A 17093-nucleotide genomic window follows, 5' to 3' on the forward strand; every position below is an offset into this window, starting at 1 on the left:
TTACTTGATTATCTCACGCATACGCGTAGCATCACTATTAAAATGGATACAAATTCCTTTTTGTCCTGTTTCATCATATCGGATTACTCGCAACATTGCCACATCTGTTGATGCGGCTGAGCCTGATTTCGAGATAGCCATGACTTTTATGCCAACTGAAAAGAAGCCTCAGCAGGCTGCCAAGGCTATAAAAGGTGGAGCGTTATTACGCAACCGCCCTCAACTGTCATTCGATCCTGTACAGGCGATGTCTACTGAAGCGGACTCGCGAGCAGGCTAAGCTCCGGATTGTGCTCCAGGGCTTCCTTACAGTAATCACATGTAATCCGAACGGTAATGTCACCACCGGAATTATACGCTATTATATCCCTCCGCTCGTCGGGGGTCAAGAAATGAAAGCCGAGCTCTACTTCCGTTATCCGGGCAGAATCGATTCGTCCAATAAAGGTACGGCAATGCCTACATACGTAATTCACTGACATGTTTATGCCTCCTGAACATGGTTTATACATCCAGTATGTCCAGTATGGCTGAATCGAACCCGTCTTTATGATCATTTTACCAGTATGTCTTACAAAATTAACCGTTAAACTTCGCCATTGTTTGTTCAAACGTATGAGTCAAGCTATGCTCCAGGGCATCACATGTTTGCTCAATGGTCTGATCAAGGGCTTCCTTTTCTTTCTTCATAAATGTCGACAGTACATAATCAACAATGGCATGTCCTGGTTCAGGCCGGGATATTCCCATGCGCACCCGGTTAAACTGCTGTGTACCGGTATGCTGAATAATGGACTTGATTCCATTATGTCCGCCTGCACTACCTTGGTAACGCAATCTGACTTTGCCAATCTCTGTATCCATGTCGTCGTACACAACAATCAGATCTTCAAGACTAACTTTATAAAAATCCATATATGCTCGAACCGATTCACCAGACAAGTTCATATAGGTCATTGGTTTGATCAGTACGGTTTTCACACCGCCAATATTGCCTTCTCCAATCAGCGCTTTACATTTATTCTGTGTAATGGAGATATTATGACGATCAGCCAACCGATCCAGTGCCATAAAACCGATATTATGACGGGTTTTGGCATAGTTCGAGCCTGGATTTCCAAGTCCGACAATCCACTTCATCTTGTTCCCTCCTTCGGATTAGCCTGAGGTGAGGCATAGACTTCGAATCTTATATTTCATATAATATCAAGAAAGTAAAGATCGATTTACTGTAGTGTTCACAGTTAATATTTTATCGACCCAGGAAGGTGAGCGGGTTTTGCGCGAAGACAATGGACAACTGACTCAACATAGCGATTTTATCTATCATCTCGAATATCACGTACCTGTACAGGTATACGACCGCGACACCCATATTGAGATTGGTCTAATCACACGTTTCGATAATCAATTCGTCGAAATTGCCGACACGCTTTTTCATCGGCGTCGTTTCCGATTTATCTCCCGCCCCGGGTATTAGCTGACCAGTGTCTGTTTCACTCTTAATAAAACGGCACGCCGACAGGGGTTACATTTTCCATTGAACCGGAAAACGTAACCCCTCTACTACTTTATGCAGACATCCTTATTCAATTTCAAACAGCTTGCTGATTGACAATTCCTCATGAACCCGGATAATCGCTTCTCCGAGCAAAGGCGCTACAGACAACACTTTGAGTTTGCTTGTCGGATTAGCATGCGTAATTGGAATAGTATCCGTTACGATGACTTCCTTCAATGGTGCATTCTCCAAACGTTCCATCGCAGGTCCGGACAATACCGGGTGAGTACAGCACGCGTATACTTCTTTTACGCCGCCTTCCATCAGAGCATTCGCTCCCAGTACAATCGTTCCCGCCGTGTCAATAATGTCATCGATCAGGATAGCTGTTTTACCCTCGATGTTACCGATAATGTTCATCACTTCGCTCACATTTGGCTCAGGACGACGTTTATCGATAATCGCCAGGGGTGCATTCAGGAAATCAGCCAGTTTACGTGCGCGCACTACGCCACCGTGGTCAGGCGACACAACAACCGGATTTTCGATCTGTTTCGATCGGAAATATTGAGCCAGAATTGGCACGCCAAGCAAATGGTCGACTGGAATGTCGAAGAATCCCTGGATCTGCATTGCATGCAAGTCCATCGCGATGACACGGGTTGCACCCGCTTTTTCAATCAGGTTAGCAACCAGTTTCGCTGTAATCGGGTCACGCGAACGTGCCTTGCGATCCTGTCTTGCATAGCCATAGTAAGGAATAACGACGTTAATCGTCTTGGCAGATGCCCGTTTGAGTGCATCAATCATAACGAGCATTTCCATCAGGTTATCATTAACCGGCAAGCAAGTGGACTGCACGATATAAACGTGACAACCCCGAACACTCTCGGAGAGTTTCACTTGAATCTCGCCATCACTAAAGCTGGTTGTGTGAGATTCACCCATGGGGATCCCGATATAATCAGCAATTTGATGGGCGAGCTTGGGGTTAGAATTGCAAGTAAATATTTTTAATTTCGAATCAAAATAAGTCATAAAATAAAAACCCTCCGTGCTGGTTCATTGGAATCAATAAGCGTCTGCGACATGTCGGCACCTCCCCGATCTTCGGGAGGCAATCTTGTTATCAAAACCCCTTATTGGGGTTTGGCATTTTGTTTCTTGGCTTTGGCACGTCCGCGAATCTTCTCCGCATAACCAGGTTTATTCTCCTGACGTGGACGAGCAATGGCCAGATCATTCTCGGGAACGGAATGGGTAACGGTAGAGCCAGCAACCACATAAGCGCCTTTTCCTATCGTAATCGGTGCAATCAGATTGACGTTGCTACCTACAAAAGCATCATCTTCAATCGTTGTCACAGCTTTATTATAACCATCATAATTGACAGTTATTGCCCCGCATCCAACATTTACGTTTTTCCCTACTTTGGCATCCCCAATATAGCTGAGATGAGATACTTTGGATCCTTCATCAATTGTAGCATTTTTCACTTCAACAAAGTCACCAATTTTTACGTTGCGACCCAGTTTGGTCCCTGGACGCAAATTAGCAAATGGGCCTACCGTTGCATCAGAACCAACCTCGGCATTGGATACTACCGAATGTTTAATCGTAACTCCGTCCTGAATAACGCTGTCTTCCACATCTGCCTGAGGACCAATATGACATGCTTCACCAATGGAAGTTGTGCCTTTGAGGATTGTCCCCGGATACAAAACTGTATCTGATCCAATCGTAACATCCGCTCCGATATATGTCGATGACGGATCAATGATTGTCACACCGTTCAACATATGGCGTACGGCAAGACGTTCACGCATGAAGGCTTCGGCTTGCGAAAGTGCAAGTCGGTCGTTAACCCCGATGGATTCTGCGATGTCATCCGACATGTAAGCTTCAACCACTTCTCCATCATTGCGGAAAATGCCAACTACGTCTGTGAGATAATACTCTCCCTGAGCGTTCTGGTTCGTCACTTTTTCCAAGGCAGCGAACAATTTTGCATTATCGAAACAGTATGTGCCTGTGTTAATCTCATTCACAGCATCTTCCTGCTCTGTGCAATCCTTTTGTTCCACAATCCGTTGTACAGATCCATCTTCTCCGCGAATGACGCGGCCATAACCTTTGGGATTGTCCAACTGAGCCGTAAGAACTGTGGCTGCTGCTCCGCTGCTCTCATGCAGCTTCATCAGACCTTCCAACGTCTCACTGGTCACAAGTGGTGTATCTCCGCAGACCACAATCGTAGAGCCAGTTTCACCGCCAAGCAAGGATTTAACCTGCTTCACTGCATGACCTGTACCCAGTTGTTCCGCCTGAAGTGTGTACTCCGCTCTGGAACCCAAAAATGACTGCACCGCTTCGGCACCATGACCGACTACAACTACACTGCGTTCAACGCCTGCGCTGAGTGATGCATCCAGCACATGTCCAACCATAGGTTTACCGCATACGGGATGCAGTACTTTGTACAATTTTGATTTCATTCGTTTTCCTTGCCCTGCGGCAAGAACGATTGCCATTCGTTTCAAAATTAACGACCTCCTGTTCTGAAAATCCCATTGAAATGCATTGCTGATCTATATCCAATGAGTATCGTTCAGCCGGCTTCAAGCCGGTCCTGTTCATCGCCTGCTGTCTCTGTAATCACACGTAACAACGCGGACACCAACGAATCGTGACCTATATGTATACGCCGTGTACCTGCGAGCTTAACCGAATCCCAATAATTCCTAAGATGCCGCCCTGCCACCAAGCGCACGATGCGCTTTTTGTTCTCTGCTAATAAACTCAATACTGAATATATCTTATTCCGGTCAAAAAGAAAAGAGAGCCATAAGACATGGCTCTCTTTTCCTTCGAACCCCAATAATGTTCTCAGGCACCTTCTTCAATGACTTCTTCCTCAGTTGCCGCACGATCGTATTCAGTCAAAACTGCTGCCTGAATCTTCTCACGCGTACCAGAAGAGATCGGGTGGGCGATATCACGGAACTCTCCATCAGGAGTACGTTTGCTCGGCATAGCAACAAACATTCCGTTGTTACCATCAATGACACGAATGTCATGAACGACGAATTCGTTATCGATGGTAATGGATGCGATAGCCTTCATTCTCCCCTCCGAGTTAACACGGCGGAGTCTGACATCCGTAATTTGCATGTGTGTGTTCACCACCTTTTTCCATCAGAACTTGGTGTATAATTCCACACAGCATATACGAACTCCTTCTTTTTATAACCACAAAAATTTCCTAATTTCAGGAATTTTTTTATTTAATACACAATTCGACAACGTTAGTGCCAGGTCGATGGAAAAGACCTTTTAACGACATAACATTCGTCATCTTTCTACAGGTCAAAATAGTTGCCAGGCTTGACGGAAATCTGTCTGCTCTTGGCATCAACCGCTGTCAGTTTCGCCAGAGATACGTAATCTGTTAACAGGCGTTCTTCTGAATCTACAGAACCAGATTCCACCAGTACCCCTACCCCGGCTACTGTAGCATTAAACTCGGCCAAAAGATCGATCATTCCTTGCACCGTACCCCCGGCCTTCATGAAGTCATCCACAATAAGTACTCTGGAATGCTCACGCATCGCTCTACGAGAGAGGGACATGGTATGCAGACTTTTATGGGACCCGGATACATAATTGATACTTACGGCCGATCCTTCTGTAGCCTGATGGTCCCTGCGTACGAGCACGACAGGCAGGTTGAGCTGGGCTCCGGTCGCATAAGCCAATGGAATTCCTTTGGTTTCTACCGTCATAACCACATCAATATTCATATTGCCAAAGGCCGTTGCAAAAATCTTGCCGGCTTCATTCATCAATGCGGGCTGACCAAGCAAGTCGGACATATACAGGTATTCTCCAGGCAAGATCCGATCAGGTTGCGCGAGCTGGGTCGAGAGCCGCTCCGCAAATGCCAGTGCCAGTTCTCGGGATACCTTCGGAATCCATCTTACTCCCCCGGCTGCTCCAGCCAGTGTATGCAGTTCTCCTGACCCACCTTCTTCGAACACTTCTTTGATAATCGCTAAATCTTCACTAATTGAAGACTTTGCGGCACCATAACGTTCGGCAAATGTGGTCAACGGAATAACCGTATGCGGTCTGGACAATAAGTATTGCGTCATTTCAACCAGCCTTGCGCTTCGTTTTAACTTCTTCACAGAGATCCATCCTCACGATCACGGAAACATCCAAATCCGAATAATTATTTAAGAATATAACACCTTTATACGTGTTTGTACATTATAAAAGCGAATTTTACGTTAACATACGTACAGCATACACTTCTTTACAGAACCCACGCAGACCATTGTATATCCGGGCAACCTTGGATTCTTTGGAAACCAGACCAAATACCGTTGGACCGCTACCAGACATTAACACGCCGTCTGCACCCAATCGAATCATGGCATCCTTCAGATGCTGAACTTCCGGATACAGCTTCAACGTCACATCTTCAAGCACATTGCCCATCTGGTCACAGACTTCCGTAAATGATTGTTTGCGTATAGCCTGCTCCATTTTAGCTGCACTCGGATGACGAACAATCTTGTCACTGCGGAACCTTCCGTACACATCGGCTGTAGACACATTAATCGGAGGCTTGGCCAGAATTACCCAGCACTGCGGCGGATTAGGAATGGGAGTTAACTTCTCACCACGGCCTGTAGCGAGTGCAGTCCCTCCTGTGATACAGAATGGAACATCCGACCCAAGTTCAGCCCCAAGCTCCTGAAGTTCGTGATCCGGTATATTCAACCGCCACAGACGGTTCAATCCACGCAGCGCTGCTGCTGCATCACTGCTGCCGCCGGCGAGTCCGGCGGCAACTGGAATCTTTTTATCCAGATGAATGTGGACGCCCGTACGCACGTTATAGCGTTCCTTAATGAGCCTGGCTGCCTGGAAAGCCAGATTCTTCTCGTCGAGCGGGATATAACCCGCCTGACTGGAGATGAAAATAGTATCTCGCGGCAGCTCCGACATTTCCAGCCGATCAGCCAGATCGACCATGGTCATGATCATTTCAACTTCATGGAATCCATCGCTTCTTTTATGTAAAACGTCCAGCATCAAATTAATTTTAGCAGGCGCTTTTTCGTAAATTTTCAAGGCGTTCACCCGTCCTCACCTTTTCCCTAAGACAACTTAACATATTATATCAAAATGGGGCTGTCAAGTCATTTGTATTCCGCATCTAAGGGGAAAAAGCGGGGTTATTCCTGACGGATTTCCCCGCTTTACAGTCTGCTTGAACCGGATTAAGATTTGCGGGCAGCCTGCTCAGCAAGTTGAATGGCTCTTTTCACCATGTTTCCTGCATCCTTGGCTTTAATTCCGCCCCAACCTTCCTGTTGCACCGTATCATAGAAGCCCAGGTCTTTCGCGAGCTCATTCTTCAGATCCTCTGACATGACACTTCTTCTTCTGCGACTCATGAACCATCCTCCTCCAAAGTATCCTTCATAATGTGATGAGTTCGTTGTTCGTTCACGTTTTGGACATTTTGTCACCAGGCCATATTCAGTTTCCTGCATTGCTTAAGAAACTGTCCCTTCACCTGTCCATATAGTATGCCGCGACCGTTCCTCGCTCATTCCTGAGTATGTATGGGTTACGTTAGAAGGAGAATTGGTGTTTAAAAAAACAAAAAAGCGATCCGCCTTGTGGGGCGAATCGCCTGTAAATCGATACTTACGTCTCCATATAGGAGCTATGCGTCTGGCTGCCCGGGTCATAAACCATGACTTCCACCGATTCCGTAAGTATATCCGCATAACTATAAGATACTCGCTTGAAGGTTTCTTGCTCCTCATCAAGCTTAACAATAAAAACAGAAGGGTACGTTTCTTCCAATACACCCGTACGCTCAATGGTCTTACGGCGGCCACCATTAGCCCGCAACATAATTTTCTGACCAATATGTGCATCGAGATTGCGTTTGATATCCAACAGCGTGTTTTTAGCCATTGTCGACGACCACCTCTTTTCTTGTCCATTATACCGGATTTTACAGTCATTGTCAAATCAAAACTAATTATTATATCAGCATCAAAAAGTTGTTGTCAATGAATTTTTTTGCAAACAAAAAAAGCCCCAAATTGGGACTTTAAATGGCCTACATCAGACTGCCGACGGGTTCACTTTTAGCGTAGATAAATCATTCAGCCCAGGCAGACCTACCCGGTAACTCCCCCGTGTCTCGACACCACCCACACCCTGGCTACCACTGATGGTATTGTGCAGAACATCACTCATGTTGACCGTATCGCGCACAGAAGTAAAGGAGGCCTTGGCTGCCACATAGACCGGATCAAGTGCATGAATGAGAATTCTGCCTGGGGAACTGGCAAAGTTTGCTCCAGCGCGCAGCAGTGCCTCAAAATGGGACTGACAGGCCCCTGCAACAATAGTGAGGGCGTCCAGATGGCGTTCATATTGTCTGGCCACCTGAATGGCCGATACAAAATTTTGCGAGTTCTTGTAGCTACCAAGACTATATAAGTCATAGGGCTGACGTGTCTTTAACACCCCATCATGACCCGTAATAACTACGATATCCGGACGTACTTTGGGTAATAAGCGGTATAAGGTATCTGCCATTGCCGATTCATGGACATACTGTCCCTCTGCGGGCACACGAAGTTGCTCATAGAGATCCATACTTTTTTTCAAATAGTTCGGGTCTCCATCCAGATGAAGCACCTTTCCAGGCATTTCAAAATAAGCCGGTTCCTGCTGGGCAGACCAATCCTGTACCAGACCTTCACGATTCCGCTCAGCCTGTTCCATACGATTCTGCTGCAGACGGGACAGGGTCTGATGTGCTTTAATATGCGCCTGTCTGGTCTTGGCGCTTTGTGGTTCGTAGGGAACCTGTATCAAATCGTCCACCGGGGAATCGGCAATCAGCCGGAACTCAGTCCCTTTAATGACCGCAGCATCCAACTGGAGGCCTTCCACCCGAAAAGTCACATCGCCGCCGTATGACTTCCGAACGACCAAGTCTCCGATATTCATCAACGTAATCACCTCTACCCCATCGTATGGGCAGAGACCCGGTTTGGTTCATTCAAATTTTACAGCGCTGCACGTACCCCTGCTTCCCACATTACGGTGCTGAGTGTGGCATACTCTTGCAGACTCAACGTCTCTCCACGTCGGGACGGTTGAATACCTGCCTGCTCCAGCAGAATGTCTGCCTGTTCCCGGTTCTCCTTTGTGAAGAAACGTGCCTTCAAGTTGTTTGAGATTGTTTTTCTCCGCTGGGCAAAAGAAGCCTGTACCACTTGGAAGTAGTGTGCTTCATCCGGAATCTCCACTGGCGGCTGCTCACGCACTTTCAGCTTAATGACAGCTGATTCCACATTAGGTTGCGGAATGAAGACCGTAGGAGGCACAATACACACAAGTTCCGGCATACTGTAGTACTGAACTGCGATGCTTAGACTACCGTAGTCTTTTGATCCTGGTGCAGCAGCCATGCGTTCAGCCACTTCTTTTTGGATCATGACAACAATGCTGTCTACCGGCAGCTTCTCTTCCAGCAGTTTCATCATGATTGGAGTCGTTACATAATAAGGCAGGTTAGCCACGACACTGACTTTGTCCACGGATGCAAAATCCGTATTAAACAACTCAGCCAGATCAAGCTTCAACACATCCCCATGATGAACACGTACATTCGAATAAGGCTGCATCACTTCTCCCAGGATTGGGATCAAGCGCTGATCAATCTCTACGGCTGTGACAGGACCGGCTACCCGAGCCAGTCGCTCCGTAAGGGCTCCAATACCCGGCCCGATCTCTAACGCACCCTTGGACTCGTCCAAATCGGCTGCATTAACAATTTTGTTCAGTATATTTTGATCGATCAGAAAGTTCTGACCCAGACTTTTCTTAAATGAGAATCCGTGTCTTTGAATAATCTCTTTCGTACGCTTGGGCGTTGCAATTTCAATCGTCTCTTCCATGTTCTTCATATGCTCACAATCCTTCACGTTCAATTTGCGCTAATGCTGTAGAGAACTCTTCCCGTGTAATCTGAAATACACTGAGACGTTTGTGGAACTGCTTACCGTTACAATAACCGATGCCCAGCAGATTACCCATCTCCATGCGACGTGCAGCAGCCTGCGGATGCACGATAAGTCCTGCCGCGATCAGGTCCTCCCAATCAATCAGGCTCGGAGCACCTTCGTATGAAGTATGTACGCGCGCCAGAGCATGACGGATCGCCTCTGGTGAGGCATTCTCCACCCCAATGTCCCCTTTGCGCGTTGCATCGGCTTCCGGAATGAAGGCATGCTTGCAGCCTGGCACCTTGTTCGCAATAATTTTTCGAATGCGTTCGCCAGCATGATCCGGATCTGTCAGTACAATGACTCCCCGTCTCTCCTGAGCAAGCGCAATCCGCTTCAGAATGCGTTGGTTGATTGCTGATCCACCTGTTTCTATGGTATCGGCTTCCACGGCCCGACGGATAGCTACCGTATCGTCACGGCCTTCCACCACAATGACTTCTTTTATCATGTTCCATTTCTTCCTTTCTAACGCAAAAAGAAGAGGAATATCCTCTTCTCTGCCAAACGGCGGGGGAGACTGAATTCAGACTCCTCCGCCGCATATTCCGCATGAATCATTCATGCAACTATTTTATAGCATTCCCATTTCAAAGTAAAACGATTTTAGTTCGCTTCCGGCTTCACCGGACCGATCACGTAGACCGTCTTGCCTTTCTTACGTCCAAAATTCAGGGCATGCTTCACACTGTCATAATACACATCAATTTTGTTGCCTTTAATGGCACCGCCTGTATCTTCCGCACGACGGAATCCCAGACCTTCGATATATACCCACCAGCCAATTGGAATGACTTTGGGATCAACCGCAATGGTGCGTCCTTCCGTTACACGAGTCCCGGAAGCTGTTTTAGTTCCAATGCCAGGCTCTTCGGAAGAGTAGGCAGTCATGGATACATTTTTAAGTACTTTGGAGTATTTAAAAGAAGTCCCGGATACGGTAATCACTTTGCTGCCCGAGGCAGATGTTTTCTTCGAGTTCGTTGTTGTAGCCTTTTTGGTTGTTGAAGTTTGAGCCGATACGGTCTGAATCTCAGGTTCTTTCACGACCGGTTTTGCTTTGGTGCCGACAGCGATCACTTTATCTACACGATTATTAGCGACAGATTTGCCGACCATTTTTTTGGAGACCAATTCTCCATCCTGAAATACCTTTTCGATATGCTGTACAATTGTGCCTTCTTTGCCATTCACAACGACACGGTTATCACCTTTGTACAAGCTAGGGTCAGCCGTTTTAATGACTTTGTAAGCGATCGGTTGCTCTACATCCACTGTACGCTTTGTTACGCGCACTACACGGATCTTCATCTCCGCTTTGATAGCAGTTCCAAGCGCCGGATACACTTTATCATTACTTTCAACTTGAATACCTGATTTTTGAATTGCATCTTCTACCGATGAATCGGTTGTATACAGAGTCTTGGTGTCTCCGTCTGCCGTAATGTTAACTGGAACGGCCCGCTCAATAACGATTCGGTCTCCATCTGTAATCGCCCCATTCATGGACATGGATACCTTATCGTGAGGGCTGACTGTGATCGACTGCTCCTCCAGCATTTCCTGAAGCATTCCTGTACGAGTCTCTACCACCTGAGCTTTGCCATCAATAACCAGCGAAATTTGTTTCCCGGCCTGACCGTAAACGACTAACAAGATCATGATTGTAAGCGCAATTGAGAAAATCGCGATCAATGCCATTTGACGCATGTTCTCATGCTTCCACCGCAACGCGAAAGACTTACTGGATGATCGTGACTCATGGGTCTCTTCTGGTTGGAATGTGCCCACTTCTCCGTCCTCCTTCATAGCCTCGCCGTCTAAAGTAATGCATGATGTCTTTGACGTGACTATACCAAATTTTCTACAGAACACAGATTGGACCAACATAATCCGGTTCTGCACCATGAATCAATCTTCGCAACATGATGTCATCCTCCTGAATACCTACCGTATGATGACAATATTTCTTTTATTCAAAAACAAAAAAGCCAAAGAAAGAGTGTAAGAGGAACTCTTTCGTGGCTTCCGAATGATTTTGAATATCGGAAATTCATGCACGAGGTTGCCTCTCTTTTTCCGCTTGCGAGGTTAGCTGTCGGGTTCGGGCGAAAGAGAGCCGCCCTATCTTGGGTCACCCGCTCATGGCGGACGCCCTTGAATTCACCCCGAGACCCAAAGAAGAAATCAAATACGGCTTCGCAGTTCCCTTCGCTGCTTTTGGGTCAGCGAACGTTGCGCATCGGCCAAATACACCGATGTTTAAGCCCTATTGGTTCCCCCGCTCTCCGTTAACGGAGACTCAGCGAGACTGATTCATGAAAGTAATGTTGTTTCATCGGAAAGTGTCCCTTTGTTCATCCCCCGAACATCTGTCCAATTTTCCGCACAACAATTCACTGAAAAGATGATATCCTGTTTTGATGCATGTTGTAAAGCGTTGATCAAGTACGTTTTTCTGAATATTTGGTTAAAATATTGTAATATTCTTGATTTATTTGGATCAAAGGGCAAATTACCTCCGCTTACCTGCCTTTTTCACCTCATTTGCTCGTTTTTTTAACGAATCCCAAATCGTTCCATGGCATTTTTGGTTGTTATTGCAGCAATTTCCTCCACCGAAATGCCTTTAATTTCCGCAGCTGCCTCTGCAACCAGACGTACATGCGCTGTCTCATTTCGCTTCCCACGATAAGGGTGCGGTGTCAAATATGGAGCATCTGTTTCAATGAAAAACCGGTCCATAGGAACCTTCTCCAGCACCTCTTTGGGTTGCTTTGCATTTTTGAATGTGATCGGTCCTCCGAAGGAGAGATGGAAGCCCATATCGAGGCAACTTTTTGCTGTTTCCCAGCTGCCCGAGAACGAGTGCATCACACCACCAACTTCACCCGCCTTCTCTTCACGCAAAATTCTTATGATATCCTCATGCGCATCCCGATTATGGATGACAATTGGCATGTTCACTTCACGCGCCAAAGCAATTTGTTGTCGTAATACGCGATGCTGTATTTCTTTTGGTGAAGTATCCCAGTGATAATCCAATCCAATCTCACCGATCGCAACCACTTTTTCATGCTTGCATAAAGATGCAATCCACTCCAAATCGCCCTCCTGCATTGTGATCGCATCTACGGGATGCCAACCTACAGCTGCATATATAAAGTCATATGTTTCAGCGAGTTTCATTGTGGTTGGAATTGTCTCCCGGTTAAAACCAATGTTGATCATGCGACCAACTCCTGCATCTACAGCACGCTGAATCATGTCCTCGCGGTCCTCGTCGAATTGTGGTGCATCCAGATGTGTATGTGTGTCGAACAGCATCATGTCTGTATCTCCCTTCATGTCGAAATAACGACTATCTTCTTTTTCAAAATCCAATTTGTAAAATTCAATAATTTAATGACTCATACATAAAACATTTTGGGTAATCTGTGTATTACATCATTACGTTTGTTTCTTCACAACTACAATATATAGAAGATATACGGATATTCTGATCTATATATTGCTAATTGTGCTCATTCTGCCTGCTTGCATTTACAAAATTATGTCGATCTACATATACTCCCCATTAAAGCAGATTACTGTATCATGGAAAATAGCTCTTTTAGAAAGTGTTTTGATATCGAAATTCTTCATCGGATTATACCCACACGATTACAAGAAATAGGGGCGTATATGTGACGGTAATTCGTGAATAATCGCATCCACCTTGTTTTGCGGGTAATACAAATGATGTTTCCCTCGGTGAAGCCCACTGATGGAACGGACAATGTCAGATACTTCTGACAACTCACGTAAATTGTCCTGTCGATCCAGAAGAAGAATCTGCTTATCTGTGGATTCATCCGGACGAAACACATCATACGGATTATCCGAAGGAAAATCAATTTCAAGATCATATTCGGGATCGAGGCCAGCCTGTACAAAAGCTTCCCGAATCTCTTCCATCATTGTCAAGTCGACCTGTTCAAGCTCTACATACTTATATAACTTGCGATCCATAAAACGTTCGCATAACTCACTCAGAACAGTATCGTCCTCCTTGCGCCACTGCGTAAATGCCGTCTGAATTAATGCTTCATCCAACTGCAAATATTCATCCACGGATAATTCTCCTTCAAATAATTGAGGGAGTGGATCAATCATGAAGCGGAATTGAAAACCATGTTGTAGGAGTGTTTTCGCTCGCTTGAATATTTGCCGCAATATAATTTCAGAACTACGAGTTACCGGATGGAAGTAAATCTGCCAATACATCTGATACCGAGACATTAGGTAATCCTCCACAGCATGCATGCCTGACTCCTTGACTACAATCCGCCCATGATAAGGACGCAGCATCCGAAGGATACGATCAAGGTCAATCGTGCCGTAATTTACACCTGTAAAATAGGCATCCCTGAGCAAATAATCCATTCGGTCTGCATCAAGCGGACTGGTCACCAAGTTCACCACAATCGGCTTTTCATACGTTTTTTGAATGACAGACGCTACTTTCTCAGGAAAATCAGGAGCATACCGTCTTAAGATCGCCCCTACTTCGGTATCACCTGTAATAATGCGACAAGTCCAATCTTCGTGATTCATGTCAAAAGCTTCCTCGATGGAGTGAGAGAATGGCCCATGCCCGAGATCATGAAGTAGAGCTGCACACAGAGCTACAATCTTTTCTTCCTTCGGCCAATCCGAATAATGACTTCTTTCAAATTGAGAGATGATCTTGCGTGTGATCTCATAAACACCTAGTGAATGTGAGAACCGACTATGCTCTGCTCCGTGAAAGGTAAGGTAAGAAGTACCCAGTTGACGAATCCGGCGTAAACGCTGAAATTCCGGGGTGTTAATTAACTGCCATATAACCGGATCTTGCACGTGGATATAATTATGTACCGGATCTTTGAATACTTTCTCTTCCGTTAAACGTTGTTCCATGTCGACTCACTCCTTTAATTTCTTTTATATTAACGCTTTGAGCTCTGCGATTCATCTAATATTCGACACCATATGACGAACTTTGTCGAATGAAGTAGTTTTGTCGTTTTCCAAATCGACAAAGCTGACATTGAGGTTTAAATGCGAAAAACGGCTTCCAATCCCTTACCACCAGTAACCTTGTGAAAAACAGCCTTAATTTTAAGCTAATTTTAAGGTTGACTGATTTGGGAATCGTTGGTATGATGAGTATCATAAAACATAAAATAATGTCGAATAATGACAAAGATAGTTAGCTGAGAGGAGCACTGATTATAATGATGAAATCAACAGGTATTGTAAGAAAAGTGGACGAACTGGGACGGGTAGTTATTCCAATTGAATTGCGCCGTACGCTCGGTATTGGTGAAAAAGATGCTCTGGAAATCTACGTTGACGGCGAGCGCATCATGTTGAAAAAATACGAGCCTGCTTGTATCTTCTGTGGTAATGCAGAGAACGTTACTTACTTCAAAGGTAAAATTGTTTGTAACGAATGTATTTCCGAAATCCCTGCACCTGTGACAAAATAAGAAAAACCAGGTATACTGGACTTATCTAAATTGTTATTTCTAACCTTTTTAATATTCCTTAATGACCTTCCCGGTGTGAACCCCACCGCGGAAGGTATTTTTTTGCCTTGTTATGGGTTCCATTACCCAAAATGATTCTGTCACACGCGAACTGGGAGAGAACGATGAAATTTGTTCGGAATTTTTTTTAGCCACTCTGCTCTTTTTAATATTCCACTAAGGTTGGATATAAGCTTCTTTTCAGGTTATGTTCCCCACAACAGAAAATATTTGGTTAGATTACTACTCGATTAATGCATTATATACATCACGCTTCGCCAGACCGCGATCGGTAGCCGTTTTTTTCATTGCATCTTTGCGGTTATGTCCTTCACCCTCATAATGGCTGACATGATCCGCGAGTGACATGAGCTGCCACCATGCTTCGCGCTCAGCCTTACGCTCCTCTTCCTTAATGCCCTCTACCAGCAAGCAGTACTCGCCAAGAGGTGGATGTTCTTCAAGCCAGTCTATGCATTCCCTCACAGTACCCCTTGCGAATTCCTCATGACGCTTGGTTAGTTCACGAGCCAGGACAATCGAGCGATCACCCAGAATTTCTTCAAGGTGGACTAATGTTTTCCGAATACGGTGAGGCGATTCATAAAATAACAAAGTCCCGTTGGATTCGTCAAAAGCCTCCAGCACTTTTCGCATGTCCTTTTTCTCCCGCGGCAAAAAACCGCCGAATGTAAAACGCTCCGTCGGTAATCCGGACACGATCAGAGCAGACAACGCAGCGTTGGGCCCCGGGATGGGAATGACCGTTATTCCGGCTTCCAGTGCAAGCTGTACAAGGTCAGAACCAGGGTCCGAAATAGCTGGCAAACCGGCATCGCTGACGAGTGCCAAATTTTTTCCTTCTATTATATAGCGTATCAGTTCAGGTCCACTCGCCCCCTTATTATGCTCATGATAACTAAACAGCATCGAAGGTGTAATTTCAAAATGGGTAAGCAGCTTTCGGGTCTGGCGTGTATCTTCTGCTGCAATGATGTCACAACTCTGCAATGTCTTGATGGCACGGAAGGTCATATCCTCCAGATTACCAATGGGTGTTCCAACCAGATAGAGCTTGCCTGATCCTTCAGGCTGCTCCGCATAGCTTTTTTGAATATGCAAAGTCATCTAAAGCCCTCCTTTCGTAGTACGCTCAGCATGTTGCTGACCATAGTAAATATCCATAATCTCTTCGCAGTATTTCCCCTCTTCATTGTAGACAATGAGTGGAGGAAGCATCCTAACTTCCGGTTTACCATCTTTCATTCCTTCAATTAACACCATGTTGGCTTCCAAATGAGCACGGGGATGTACCATCCGAATCCGTTTTGGTTCCAGCTTATATTCGCGCATGAGTGAGATAATCTCTGCAAGGCGCTGTGGACGATGAACCATCGATACTTTGCCGCCATTACGTACAAGTCGACTGCAAGCTTGTATCACTTCTTCCAGGGTACATCCGATCTCATGACGTGCCATTGCCTGATGTGTGTTCATCTTGAGATCACTGCCATTCAGAGGCATATATGGAGGATTAACGGTTATTGCATCGTATACAGCATGTCCTGTTTCTTTCACGAGTTCTCGCAAATCACCTTCACGAATCATAATCGACTCATCCAATGCATTTAATTGCACACTGCGACGCGCCATATCAGCCAAACGTGGCTGAATCTCGATCCCTTCCAGACTAGCCTGCGTACGCGTTGTAAGCAAAATGGGAACCACCCCGTTACCCGTACACAAATCAAGTATACGACCCCGTTTAGGTACGGAAGCAAACCGGGCTAATAATACGGCATCCATCGAAAAACTAAACACTTCATCACTTTGAATGATTCTCAGATCATGAGAGAGCAGATCATCAATCCGCTCTGACTCATGTAACACAACTTCATTTTCTTCCATATGTTACGCTCATCCTCCGGTACT

21 protein-coding genes and 1 riboswitch are annotated in these 17093 nt (G+C 45.6%); of the genes, 3 read left to right on the forward strand and 18 right to left on the reverse strand.

Translation table 11 applies throughout. From position 1 onward, the window contains the following. Window positions 1-4: 4 nt before the first annotated feature. Entirely contained in the window at window positions 5-280 is a 276-nt protein-coding gene (locus tag AC1DE7_RS27865; protein ID WP_353884221.1) for a hypothetical protein, read from the forward strand. Here the strand turns inward: AC1DE7_RS27865 and AC1DE7_RS27870 are convergent. Beyond that, a complete protein-coding gene (locus tag AC1DE7_RS27870; RefSeq protein ID WP_017691368.1) occupies window positions 252-482 on the reverse strand; it encodes an anti-sigma-F factor Fin family protein in 231 nt (76 codons plus the stop codon). The genes AC1DE7_RS27865 and AC1DE7_RS27870 overlap by 29 nt on opposite strands. Before the next feature lie 97 nt (window positions 483-579). Beyond that, a complete protein-coding gene (gene pth / locus AC1DE7_RS27875) occupies window positions 580-1140 on the reverse strand; it encodes an aminoacyl-tRNA hydrolase (RefSeq protein ID WP_036606126.1) in 561 nt (186 codons plus the stop codon). A gap of 139 nt (window positions 1141-1279) precedes the next feature. Between pth and AC1DE7_RS27880 the strand changes: the two genes are divergently transcribed. Then, on the forward strand, window positions 1280-1480 hold the full coding sequence (locus tag AC1DE7_RS27880) for a hypothetical protein (protein WP_024633712.1): 201 nt from the start codon (window positions 1280-1282) through the stop codon (window positions 1478-1480). Between the two features lie 105 nt (window positions 1481-1585). Here AC1DE7_RS27880 and AC1DE7_RS27885 read toward each other — a convergent pair whose 3' ends face one another. The 14 genes from AC1DE7_RS27885 to AC1DE7_RS27950 form a co-directional block, all read right to left on the reverse strand. Then, complete coding sequence (locus AC1DE7_RS27885) at window positions 1586-2539, reverse strand: ribose-phosphate diphosphokinase (protein WP_017691370.1); 954 nt, start codon at window positions 2537-2539, stop codon at window positions 1586-1588. 101 nt (window positions 2540-2640) lie between these two features. Beyond that, window positions 2641-4032, reverse strand: coding sequence for a bifunctional UDP-N-acetylglucosamine diphosphorylase/glucosamine-1-phosphate N-acetyltransferase GlmU (gene glmU, locus AC1DE7_RS27890; RefSeq protein WP_477535637.1), 1392 nt, complete (start codon window positions 4030-4032; stop codon window positions 2641-2643). Between the two features lie 77 nt (window positions 4033-4109). Then, on the reverse strand, window positions 4110-4304 hold the full coding sequence (locus AC1DE7_RS27895) for a hypothetical protein (RefSeq protein ID WP_133120450.1): 195 nt from the start codon (window positions 4302-4304) through the stop codon (window positions 4110-4112). Window positions 4305-4387: 83 nt separating this feature from the next. After that, the gene (gene spoVG, locus AC1DE7_RS27900) at window positions 4388-4672 is read right to left on the reverse strand and encodes a septation regulator SpoVG (RefSeq protein ID WP_017691372.1); all 285 of its coding nucleotides are present in this window, start codon (window positions 4670-4672) and stop codon (window positions 4388-4390) included. A 188-nt stretch (window positions 4673-4860) separates the two neighbouring features. Continuing rightward, complete coding sequence (gene purR, locus AC1DE7_RS27905; RefSeq protein ID WP_017691373.1) at window positions 4861-5688, reverse strand: pur operon repressor; 828 nt, start codon at window positions 5686-5688, stop codon at window positions 4861-4863. Between the two features lie 97 nt (window positions 5689-5785). Beyond that, the gene (ispE, locus tag AC1DE7_RS27910; RefSeq protein ID WP_477535633.1) at window positions 5786-6640 is read right to left on the reverse strand and encodes a 4-(cytidine 5'-diphospho)-2-C-methyl-D-erythritol kinase; all 855 of its coding nucleotides are present in this window, start codon (window positions 6638-6640) and stop codon (window positions 5786-5788) included. 149 nt (window positions 6641-6789) lie between these two features. Then, window positions 6790-6966 (reverse strand): small, acid-soluble spore protein, alpha/beta type, encoded by a 177-nt coding sequence (locus tag AC1DE7_RS27915; protein WP_017691375.1) that lies wholly within the window; start codon window positions 6964-6966, stop codon window positions 6790-6792. A 256-nt stretch (window positions 6967-7222) separates the two neighbouring features. After that, window positions 7223-7498 carry a biofilm formation stimulator Veg gene (gene veg, locus AC1DE7_RS27920; RefSeq protein ID WP_017691376.1) on the reverse strand — a complete coding sequence of 92 codons (276 nt, stop codon included), beginning with the start codon at window positions 7496-7498 and terminating at the stop codon, window positions 7223-7225. Window positions 7499-7651: 153 nt separating this feature from the next. Beyond that, a complete protein-coding gene (gene yabG / locus AC1DE7_RS27925) occupies window positions 7652-8548 on the reverse strand; it encodes a sporulation peptidase YabG (RefSeq protein WP_017691377.1) in 897 nt (298 codons plus the stop codon). Window positions 8549-8607: 59 nt separating this feature from the next. Next, window positions 8608-9510: a 16S rRNA (adenine(1518)-N(6)/adenine(1519)-N(6))-dimethyltransferase RsmA gene (gene rsmA, locus AC1DE7_RS27930; RefSeq protein ID WP_477535634.1), complete on the reverse strand. Its 903-nt coding sequence runs from the start codon at window positions 9508-9510 to the stop codon at window positions 8608-8610. 4 nt (window positions 9511-9514) lie between these two features. Beyond that, window positions 9515-10060, reverse strand: a complete 546-nt coding sequence (rnmV, locus tag AC1DE7_RS27935) for a ribonuclease M5 (RefSeq protein ID WP_017691379.1) — start codon at window positions 10058-10060, stop codon at window positions 9515-9517. 155 nt (window positions 10061-10215) lie between these two features. Beyond that, on the reverse strand, window positions 10216-11400 hold the full coding sequence (locus tag AC1DE7_RS27940) for a 3D domain-containing protein (RefSeq protein ID WP_091039099.1): 1185 nt from the start codon (window positions 11398-11400) through the stop codon (window positions 10216-10218). Between the two features lie 273 nt (window positions 11401-11673). Beyond that, window positions 11674-11927, reverse strand: a riboswitch (cyclic di-AMP (ydaO/yuaA leader). A 241-nt stretch (window positions 11928-12168) separates the two neighbouring features. Next, window positions 12169-12939 carry a TatD family hydrolase gene (locus tag AC1DE7_RS27945; RefSeq protein ID WP_179087975.1) on the reverse strand — a complete coding sequence of 257 codons (771 nt, stop codon included), beginning with the start codon at window positions 12937-12939 and terminating at the stop codon, window positions 12169-12171. 333 nt (window positions 12940-13272) lie between these two features. After that, window positions 13273-14550 (reverse strand): HD domain-containing protein, encoded by a 1278-nt coding sequence (locus tag AC1DE7_RS27950; protein WP_036606129.1) that lies wholly within the window; start codon window positions 14548-14550, stop codon window positions 13273-13275. 317 nt (window positions 14551-14867) lie between these two features. Between AC1DE7_RS27950 and AC1DE7_RS27955 the strand changes: the two genes are divergently transcribed. Next, window positions 14868-15122 (forward strand): AbrB/MazE/SpoVT family DNA-binding domain-containing protein, encoded by a 255-nt coding sequence (locus AC1DE7_RS27955; RefSeq protein WP_024633700.1) that lies wholly within the window; start codon window positions 14868-14870, stop codon window positions 15120-15122. A 282-nt stretch (window positions 15123-15404) separates the two neighbouring features. Here AC1DE7_RS27955 and rsmI read toward each other — a convergent pair whose 3' ends face one another. After that, window positions 15405-16289, reverse strand: a complete 885-nt coding sequence (gene rsmI / locus AC1DE7_RS27960) for a 16S rRNA (cytidine(1402)-2'-O)-methyltransferase (RefSeq protein WP_036606130.1) — start codon at window positions 16287-16289, stop codon at window positions 15405-15407. After that, window positions 16290-17069, reverse strand: a complete 780-nt coding sequence (locus AC1DE7_RS27965; RefSeq protein WP_036606131.1) for a tRNA1(Val) (adenine(37)-N6)-methyltransferase — start codon at window positions 17067-17069, stop codon at window positions 16290-16292. Window positions 17070-17093 lie beyond the last annotated feature (24 nt).

This window comes from Paenibacillus sp. 10L310, from assembly GCF_056395745.1.

Coding starts and splice junctions, on each gene's coding strand:
- rnmV (WP_017691379.1), bottom strand. CDS start 10,060: ATGATAAAAGAAGTCATTGTGGTGGAAGGCCGTGACGATACGGTAGCT.
- spoVG (WP_017691372.1), bottom strand. CDS start 4,672: ATGCAAATTACGGATGTCAGACTCCGCCGTGTTAACTCGGAGGGGAGA.
- veg (WP_017691376.1), bottom strand. CDS start 7,498: ATGGCTAAAAACACGCTGTTGGATATCAAACGCAATCTCGATGCACAT.
- rsmI (WP_036606130.1), bottom strand. CDS start 16,289: ATGACTTTGCATATTCAAAAAAGCTATGCGGAGCAGCCTGAAGGATCA.
- rsmA (WP_477535634.1), bottom strand. CDS start 9,510: ATGAAGAACATGGAAGAGACGATTGAAATTGCAACGCCCAAGCGTACG.
- AC1DE7_RS27870 (WP_017691368.1), bottom strand. CDS start 482: ATGTCAGTGAATTACGTATGTAGGCATTGCCGTACCTTTATTGGACGA.
- AC1DE7_RS27945 (WP_179087975.1), bottom strand. CDS start 12,939: ATGATGCTGTTCGACACACATACACATCTGGATGCACCACAATTCGAC.
- pth (WP_036606126.1), bottom strand. CDS start 1,140: ATGAAGTGGATTGTCGGACTTGGAAATCCAGGCTCGAACTATGCCAAA.
- AC1DE7_RS27955 (WP_024633700.1), top strand. CDS start 14,868: ATGATGAAATCAACAGGTATTGTAAGAAAAGTGGACGAACTGGGACGG.
- AC1DE7_RS27950 (WP_036606129.1), bottom strand. CDS start 14,550: ATGGAACAACGTTTAACGGAAGAGAAAGTATTCAAAGATCCGGTACAT.
- glmU (WP_477535637.1), bottom strand. CDS start 4,032: ATGGCAATCGTTCTTGCCGCAGGGCAAGGAAAACGAATGAAATCAAAA.
- yabG (WP_017691377.1), bottom strand. CDS start 8,548: ATGAATATCGGAGACTTGGTCGTTCGGAAGTCATACGGCGGCGATGTG.
- AC1DE7_RS27915 (WP_017691375.1), bottom strand. CDS start 6,966: ATGAGTCGCAGAAGAAGAAGTGTCATGTCAGAGGATCTGAAGAATGAG.
- AC1DE7_RS27965 (WP_036606131.1), bottom strand. CDS start 17,069: ATGGAAGAAAATGAAGTTGTGTTACATGAGTCAGAGCGGATTGATGAT.
- AC1DE7_RS27885 (WP_017691370.1), bottom strand. CDS start 2,539: ATGACTTATTTTGATTCGAAATTAAAAATATTTACTTGCAATTCTAAC.